At 65.6% G+C, this 7,084-nt stretch carries 15 protein-coding genes; all 15 read right to left on the reverse strand.

Annotation, left to right across the window (positions count from 1 at the left end; translation table 11 throughout):
* Nucleotides 1-23: 23 nt before the first annotated feature.
* From rpsN to rpsJ, 15 genes are read right to left on the reverse strand one after another with little or no spacing between them, the layout of a single operon-like run.
* Complete coding sequence (rpsN, locus tag IE168_RS07815) at nt 24-329, reverse strand: 30S ribosomal protein S14 (protein ID WP_189496897.1); 306 nt, start codon at nt 327-329, stop codon at nt 24-26.
* A gap of 12 nt (nt 330-341) precedes the next feature.
* Nucleotides 342-884: a 50S ribosomal protein L5 gene (rplE, locus tag IE168_RS07820; RefSeq protein ID WP_189496900.1), complete on the reverse strand. Its 543-nt coding sequence runs from the start codon at nt 882-884 to the stop codon at nt 342-344.
* Between the two features lie 10 nt (nt 885-894).
* Nucleotides 895-1,209 carry a 50S ribosomal protein L24 gene (gene rplX / locus IE168_RS07825; RefSeq protein WP_189496901.1) on the reverse strand — a complete coding sequence of 105 codons (315 nt, stop codon included), beginning with the start codon at nt 1,207-1,209 and terminating at the stop codon, nt 895-897.
* Nucleotides 1,210-1,230: 21 nt separating this feature from the next.
* Complete coding sequence (gene rplN / locus IE168_RS07830; RefSeq protein WP_189496902.1) at nt 1,231-1,599, reverse strand: 50S ribosomal protein L14; 369 nt, start codon at nt 1,597-1,599, stop codon at nt 1,231-1,233.
* Between the two features lie 12 nt (nt 1,600-1,611).
* Complete coding sequence (gene rpsQ, locus IE168_RS07835; RefSeq protein WP_189496903.1) at nt 1,612-1,878, reverse strand: 30S ribosomal protein S17; 267 nt, start codon at nt 1,876-1,878, stop codon at nt 1,612-1,614.
* A gap of 13 nt (nt 1,879-1,891) precedes the next feature.
* Nucleotides 1,892-2,077, reverse strand: coding sequence for a 50S ribosomal protein L29 (gene rpmC / locus IE168_RS07840; RefSeq protein ID WP_133000743.1), 186 nt, complete (start codon nt 2,075-2,077; stop codon nt 1,892-1,894).
* On the reverse strand, nt 2,077-2,490 hold the full coding sequence (gene rplP, locus IE168_RS07845) for a 50S ribosomal protein L16 (protein WP_189496904.1): 414 nt from the start codon (nt 2,488-2,490) through the stop codon (nt 2,077-2,079). Before rplP ends, rpmC begins: the two co-directional genes overlap by 1 nt.
* A 3-nt stretch (nt 2,491-2,493) precedes the next feature.
* The gene (gene rpsC, locus IE168_RS07850; protein ID WP_189496905.1) at nt 2,494-3,234 is read right to left on the reverse strand and encodes a 30S ribosomal protein S3; all 741 of its coding nucleotides are present in this window, start codon (nt 3,232-3,234) and stop codon (nt 2,494-2,496) included.
* A gap of 4 nt (nt 3,235-3,238) precedes the next feature.
* Entirely contained in the window at nt 3,239-3,574 is a 336-nt protein-coding gene (gene rplV, locus IE168_RS07855; protein WP_189496906.1) for a 50S ribosomal protein L22, read from the reverse strand.
* 10 nt (nt 3,575-3,584) lie between these two features.
* Nucleotides 3,585-3,851, reverse strand: a complete 267-nt coding sequence (gene rpsS / locus IE168_RS07860; protein WP_189496907.1) for a 30S ribosomal protein S19 — start codon at nt 3,849-3,851, stop codon at nt 3,585-3,587.
* A gap of 6 nt (nt 3,852-3,857) precedes the next feature.
* A complete protein-coding gene (gene rplB, locus IE168_RS07865; RefSeq protein WP_189496908.1) occupies nt 3,858-4,685 on the reverse strand; it encodes a 50S ribosomal protein L2 in 828 nt (275 codons plus the stop codon).
* Nucleotides 4,686-4,695: 10 nt separating this feature from the next.
* On the reverse strand, nt 4,696-4,998 hold the full coding sequence (rplW, locus tag IE168_RS07870; protein WP_189496909.1) for a 50S ribosomal protein L23: 303 nt from the start codon (nt 4,996-4,998) through the stop codon (nt 4,696-4,698).
* Nucleotides 4,995-5,600: a 50S ribosomal protein L4 gene (gene rplD / locus IE168_RS07875; protein ID WP_189496910.1), complete on the reverse strand. Its 606-nt coding sequence runs from the start codon at nt 5,598-5,600 to the stop codon at nt 4,995-4,997. The genes rplW and rplD overlap by 4 nt, the downstream gene beginning before the upstream one ends.
* A gap of 12 nt (nt 5,601-5,612) precedes the next feature.
* The gene (rplC, locus tag IE168_RS07880; protein WP_189496912.1) at nt 5,613-6,266 is read right to left on the reverse strand and encodes a 50S ribosomal protein L3; all 654 of its coding nucleotides are present in this window, start codon (nt 6,264-6,266) and stop codon (nt 5,613-5,615) included.
* 10 nt (nt 6,267-6,276) lie between these two features.
* A complete protein-coding gene (rpsJ, locus tag IE168_RS07885) occupies nt 6,277-6,588 on the reverse strand; it encodes a 30S ribosomal protein S10 (protein WP_024891232.1) in 312 nt (103 codons plus the stop codon).
* Nucleotides 6,589-7,084 lie beyond the last annotated feature (496 nt).

The following is a 7,084-nucleotide window of genomic DNA, read 5'->3' on the forward strand; positions in this document are numbered from 1 at the left end:
CGCGGGCCCGGGTGTTGCCTGGCTTACCAGCTCGCCTTGCGCAGGCCGGGAACGTCGCCGTTCATCGTCGCCTTGCGCAGCATGTTGCGGCCCAGGCCGAACTTGCTGTACACCGCGCGCGGACGGCCGGTCAGGGCGCAGCGCGTGGTCTGGCGCGAGGGCGAGGAGTCGCGGGGAAGCTTCTGCAGCTTGACCGCCGCGTCCATCTTCTCCTCGTAGCTCGCCGAGTCGCTGCTGACGATCTTCTTGAGCGCGTCGCGCTTGGCGGCGAACTTCTTCGCCAGCTTCTCGCGCTTCGCTTCGCGGTTGATCATTGAGGTCTTGGCCATGTCTCTATCCGGTCAGTTGCGGAACGGGAAGCGGAAGGCCTCGAGCAGGGCGCGGGCTTCCTCGTTGGTCTTGGCGGTCGTGGTGATGGCGATGTCCATGCCACGCAGCGCGTCGACCTGGTCGAAGTCGATCTCCGGGAAGATGATCTGCTCCTTCACGCCCATGTTGTAGTTGCCACGACCGTCGAACGAACGGCCCGACACGCCGCGGAAGTCGCGGACGCGCGGCAGGGCCACGTTGACCAGGCGGTCGAAGAACTCGTACATGTGCGCGCGGCGCAGCGTGACCTTGCAGCCGATCGGCCAGCCGTCACGGATCTTGAACGAGGCGACCGACACGCGCGACTTGGTGACCAGCGGCTTCTGACCGGAGATCTTGGCCATGTCGGCGGTCGCGTTCTCGAGCACCTTCTTGTTCGCCGCGGCCTCGCCCACGCCCATGTTGAGCGTGATCTTGACCAGGCGGGGAACCTGCATCGGATTGGTGTAGCCGAACTGCTTGGTCAGCTTCGGCACCACTTCTTCCTTGTAGAACTTTTCCAGACGGGTGGTCATTTCACATTCCTCAGGCGTCAATCGCCTCACCACTCGAGCGGAACACGCGTACGCGGCGTCCATCCTCGAGGACCTTGGTTCCGATGCGCTCGCCCTTGCCCGAGGCAGGGTTGAAGTGCATCACGTTCGACGCGTCGATCGGCGCCTCGCGCTCGACCACGCCGCCAGGCTGGTTCGCCTGGGGATTCGGCTTGGTGTGGCGCTTGATGATGTTCACGTTGGACACGACGACCTTGTCGCCGAGCACGCGGACGACTTCGCCCTGCTTGCCCTTGTCCTTGCCGGCGGTGACGACGACGCGGTCACCCTTCTTGATGCGGTTCATGTCTGTTTCCTCTCGGCCTGCTCAGAGCACTTCGGGTGCGAGCGAGACGATCTTCATGAACTTCTCGGAGCGCAGCTCGCGGGTCACGGGCCCGAAGATGCGGGTGCCGATCGGCTCCTGCTTGTTGTTCAGCAGCACGGCGGCGTTGCCGTCGAAGCGGATCAGCGAACCGTCGGCACGACGCACGCCCTTGCGGGTGCGCACCACGACGGCGTCGTAGACCTCGCCCTTCTTGACCTTGCCGCGCGGAATGGCGTCCTTCACGGACACCTTGATGATGTCACCGATGCCGGCGTAGCGACGCTTCGAGCCGCCCAGCACCTTGATGCACATCACTTCCTTGGCGCCGGAGTTGTCCGCCACCATCAGGTGGCTCTGCATCTGGATCATTTCGGAGCCTCCTTATTCAGCGGCGCGGGCGACGATTTCGACGACGCGCCAGTTCTTGGTCTTGGACATCGGCGCGATCTCCACCACGCGGACGGTATCGCCCTCGTTGCAGGAGTTGTCGGCGTCGTGCGCGTGCAGCTTGGTCGAGCGGCGGATGTACTTGCCGTACAGCTCGTGCTTGACCTGGCGCTCGACGAGCACCGTCACGGTCTTGTCCATCTTGTTGCTGACGACGCGGCCTTCGACCGTGCGCAGCTTCTTCTCGGTATTTTCGGTCATGTCTGCCCGGTCCTTACTGCTTTGCGCCGAGGAGGGTGTTCACGCGAGCGATCTCGCGGCGCACCCGGCGGGCGTCATGGGTCTTGGCGAGCTGGCCGGTCGCCTTCTGCATGCGCAGCGAGAACTGCTCTTTCTGCAGCTCCAGCAGGTGCGCCTTCAGCTCGTCCGAAGACTTCTGGCGGAGTTCCTTGATGTCCATCAGCGCACCGTCCGGGTCACGAAAGTGGTGGTCACCGAGAGCTTGGCAGCCGCCAGGCGGAACGCTTCGCGCGCGGTCACCTCGTCGACGCCCTCGATCTCGTAGATCATGCGGCCGGGCTGGATCTGGGCCACCCAGTACTCCACGTTGCCCTTGCCCGAGCCCATGCGGACCTCGATCGGCTTCTTCGAGATCGGCTTGTCGGGGAACACGCGGATCCACATCTTGCCGCCGCGCTTGACGTAGCGGCTGATGGCACGACGCGCGGCCTCGATCTGGCGGGCGGTCAGCTGGCCGGTGGCAGTGGCCTTGAGGCCATACTCACCGAAGCTGACGGCGTTCGCGCTCCAGGACAGGCCGTCGTTGCGGCCCTTGTGCATCTTGCGGTATTTGGTTCGCTTGGGTTGCAGCATGACTTAGTCCCTCGCCTCGCGTTCGCGACGCGGGCCACGCGGGCGCTCGCGGTCGCCACGATCACCACGCTCGCCGCGCGGAGAATCGTCCTGCTTTTCCTGGCCGACCTGGGCGAAGTCGAAGATCTCGCCCTTGTAGATCCAGGTCTTGATGCCGATGATCCCGTAGGTGGTCCTGGCTTCGGCGAAGCCGTAGTCGACGTCGGCACGCAGGGTGTGCAGCGGCACGCGACCTTCGCGGTACCACTCCGAACGCGCGATCTCGGCGCCGTTCAGGCGGCCGGCGACATTGACCTTGATGCCCAGCGCGCCCAGGCGCATCGCGTTGCCGACGGCGCGCTTCATCGCGCGGCGGAACATGATGCGGCGCTCGAGCTGCTGCGCGATCGACTCGGCGACCAGCTGCGCGTCAAGCTCGGGCTTGCGAACCTCGGTGACGTTGATGTGCGCCGGGACGCCCATCATGTCGCTGACTTCCTTGCGCAGCTTCTCGATGTCTTCGCCGCGCTTGCCGATCACCACGCCCGGGCGGGCGGTGTGGATCGTCACGCGCGCCGACTTCGAGGGGCGCTCGATCATGATGCGGCTGATGCCGGCGGCGGCCAGCTTCTTGCGGAGCATCTCGCGGACCTTCAGGTCCGAAGCCAGGTACTCGGCGTATTCCTTCTTGCCGGCGTACCACTTCGAGTTCCAGTCCTTGGAGATGCCCAGGCGGATGCCGGTGGGGTGAACTTTGTGACCCATATGCTTACTTCCCCTCGCCGACAACGACGGTGATGTGGCTGGTGCGCTTGAGGATGCGCGTGCCGCGGCCCTTCGCCCGCGCCATGAAGCGCTTCAGCGTGGGGCCTTCGTCGACCATGATCGCCTTGACCTTCAGCTCGTCGACGTCCGCGCCGAGGTTGTTCTCGGCGTTGGAGGTGGCGGAGTACACGACCTTGTAGATCATGTGCGCGGCCTTCTTGTCGCTGAACTTCAGCAGGTCGAGGGCGCGCGCGGCCGACAGGCCACGGACCTGGTCGGCGACCAGGCGCGCCTTCTGCGGGGAGATGCGCGCGGTGCGCAGGATTGCCTTCGCTTCCATCGTCATCTCCTTAACGCGACTTCTTGTCGCCGCCATGACCCTTGAAGGTCCTGGTCAGGGCGAACTCGCCGAGCTTGTGGCCAACCATGTTCTCGTTGACCAGCACCGGGACGTGGTTGCGGCCGTTGTGCACGGCGATGGTGAAACCCACCATCTCCGGGAGCACCATCGACCGGCGCGACCAGGTCTTGATCGGCTTCTTGGTGTTGCCCGCCGCTTCCACCTTCTTGATGAGGTGGTGGTCGACGAACGGGCCCTTCTTGAGTGAACGTGCCATGGTCGATTAGCTCCTGCGGTCGCGCACGATGAACTGCTGCGTCCGCTTGTTGTGGCGGGTCTTGTAACCCTTGGTCGGAACGCCCCAGGGGGTGACCGGATGCGGGTTGCCCTGCCCGGCCTTGGCCTCGCCACCGCCGTGCGGATGGTCGACCGGGTTCATGGCCGCGCCGCGGACGGTCGGCTTGATGCCGCGCCAGCGCTTCGCGCCTGCCTTGCCCAGCTTCTGCAGGTTGTGCTCGGAGTTGCCGACTTCGCCGATGGTCGCGCGGCACTCGGCCGGAACGCGGCGCATCTCGCCCGAACGCAGGCGCAGGGTGGCGTACACGCCCTCGCGGGCCACCAGCTGCACGCCGGCACCGGCGGCACGGGCGATCTGCGCGCCCTTGCCCGGCTTCATCTCGATGCAGTGCACGGTGGAGCCGACCGGGATGTTGCGCAGCGGCAGGGTGTTGCCGGCGCGGATCGGGGCGTCGTTGCCCGCGATCACCTGGTCGCCGGCCTTCAGGCCCTTCGGCGCGATGATGTAGCGGCGCTCACCGTCGATGTACACCAGCAGCGCGATGTGCGCGGTGCGGTTGGGGTCGTACTCGATCCGCTCCACGCGCGCCGGGATGCCTTCCTTGTCGCGCTTGAAGTCGATGATGCGGTAGTGCTGCTTGTGGCCACCGCCGATGTGGCGGGTGGTGATGCGACCGTGGTGGTTGCGGCCACCGGTCCTGCTCTGCTTCTCGACCAGCGGTGCGTAGGGCGCGCCCTTGTGGAGCTCGGGCGAGACCACGCGGACTGCACTGCGGCGGCCGGCGGAGGTGGGCTTGAAATTCATCAATGGCATGGGGGCTTCCTCAGGCCTTGGCGTTCATGACGTCGATCGACTGGCCGTCGGCGAGCTTCACGTAGGCCTTGCGCCAGTCGCCGCGGCGACCCTGGCGGTTGCGGAAGGCCTTGTTCTTGCCCTTCACGTTGACCACGTTCACAGCCTCGACCTTGACGTCGAACAGCTTCTCGACCGCGTACTTGATGTCGGCCTTGGTGGCATCGGTCGACACTTCGAACGCGTACTGGTTGGACACTTCCTGCAGGCGCGCGGTCTTCTCGGACACGCGCGGCGCACGGATCAGTGCGTAGAGCTTGGCGTCGTTGATCATGCCAGCCACTCCTCGATCTTCTTCATGGCGTCGGCGGTGACCAGCACGCTGTCGGCGCCGACCAGCGAGACCGGGTCCAGGCCCTGCACGTCGCGGATCTCGACGTAGGGCAGGTTGCGGGCCGACAGGTACAGGTGCTCCGAGGCGTCCTCGGTCACGATCAGCGGGCGCTTGCCGAGGTTGAAGCCCTTCAGCTTCTCGACCAGCGCGCTCGTCTTCGTGGCCTCGACGTCGAAGGTCTCGACGACCTGCAGGCGGTCCTGGCGGACCAGCTCGGACAGGATCGCCATCATCGCCGCGCGATACATCTTGCGGTTGACCTTCTGCTCGAAGCTGCGCGGCTTGGCCGCGAAGGTCACGCCGCCGCCGACGAAGATCGGGGCCGTCAGGGCGCCGTGACGCGCGCCGCCGCCCTTCTGCTTCTTCGACTTCTTGGTCGTGCCGCTCACTTCGGAGCGCGTCTTCTGCGCCTTGGTGCCGGCGCGGCCCGCGTTGCGGTACGCGACCACGACCTGATGGACCAGGTCGCGATTGAACTCGCGACCGAACACCACGCCGGATACGGACATCTTGTTGTTGCTACCGGTGATAGAGAGTTCCATCGCCATCTCTCCTTATGCCTTGCTCGCGGGACGCACGATCACGTCTCCGCCCGGCGCGCCCGGAACCGCGCCCTTGACGGCGATCAGGCCGCGCTCGGCGTCGACCCGGACCACCTCGAGGTTCTGCGTGCTCTGGCGGACGCCGCCCATGTGGCCGGCCATCTTCTTGCCCGGGAACACGCGGCCCGGCGTCTGGCGCTGGCCGATCGAACCCGGCGAACGGTGCGACAGCGAGTTGCCGTGCGTCGCGTCGCCCATGCTGAAGTTCCAGCGCTTGATCGTGCCCTGGAAACCCTTGCCCTTGGTCACGCCCTGGACGTCGACCATCTGGCCGACCTCGAAGATGTCGGCCTTGATTTCGCCGCCCACTTCGAGGCCGCCGATCTGGTCGTCGGCCACGCGCAGTTCCCACAGGCCACGACCCGCTTCCACCTTGGCCTTGGCCAGGTGGCCGGCCTCGGGCTTGTTCACCAGCACGGCGCGCTTGCTGCCGACGGCGACCTGCACGGCGCTGTAGCCGTCGGTCTCGCTGGTCTTCACCTGGGTGATGCGGTTCGGGGTTGCTTCGATCAGGGTGACCGGGATGGACTGGCCGTCCTCGGTGAACACCCGGCTCATGCCGGCCTTGCGACCGACGATTCCCAGCGAATGCTTCTTCGCAGTCATGTCAGTGGCCTCAGGTCAGCTTGATCTGGACGTCGACGCCGGCCGCGAGCTCGAGCTTCATCAGCGCGTCCACGGTCTTGTCGTTGGGGTCGACGATGTCGAGCACGCGCTTGTGCGTGCGGGTTTCGTACTGGTCACGCGCATCCTTGTCGACGTGCGGCGACGTCAGGATGGTGTAACGCTCGATCTTGGTCGGCAGGGGGATCGGGCCGCGCACCTGGGCGCCCGTCCGCTTGGCCGTTTCGACGATCTCGCTGGCCGAACGGTCGATCAGTCGATGATCGAACGCCTTCAGCCGGATCCGGATCTTTTGGTCCGCCATGACGGAATTCCTTCGTTAAAAGAGCGACAGGCCCGCGGCTGGGTGCGCGAAACCCCGTGGATTCAATGATTCCCGGCGCCCGAAACCCTGCGCACCGGCAACCTTCCCTGCAAAAAACGAGGCAGGCCGGTTGCCCGGCCCGCCCAGACTGAGAAGCGAACGCGACGATTCCCCAGGTCCGCCATGTCCCGAAGAGCTTCGGGACGGACCGGGGTACTGCCGCGCGACGTGTTCCCTGTCTGGCGAAGACGAGGCGCATCCTGCACCTCATTTCGCGGTTCCGGCAGAGCCCGAAAGGATCTGCCGAAGTGGTCAGCGATTATAGCGGGCTCCCAAGGCAAAGCGCAACACCCCGGAACCAAAAAGCCGTCAGCGTGAGCTGATGGCCCCGCTGGCGTTATCCGGCCTGCCCCGCAGGCCGGATCAACGGCAGCCCATATCACGGCGGCGGTACGCCGCCGGGATATGCCGTCTTACTTGTTGATCTTGGCGACGA

It is taken from the genome of Luteimonas padinae (genome assembly GCF_014652935.1).
GTDB lineage: Bacteria > Pseudomonadota > Gammaproteobacteria > Xanthomonadales > Xanthomonadaceae > Luteimonas > Luteimonas padinae.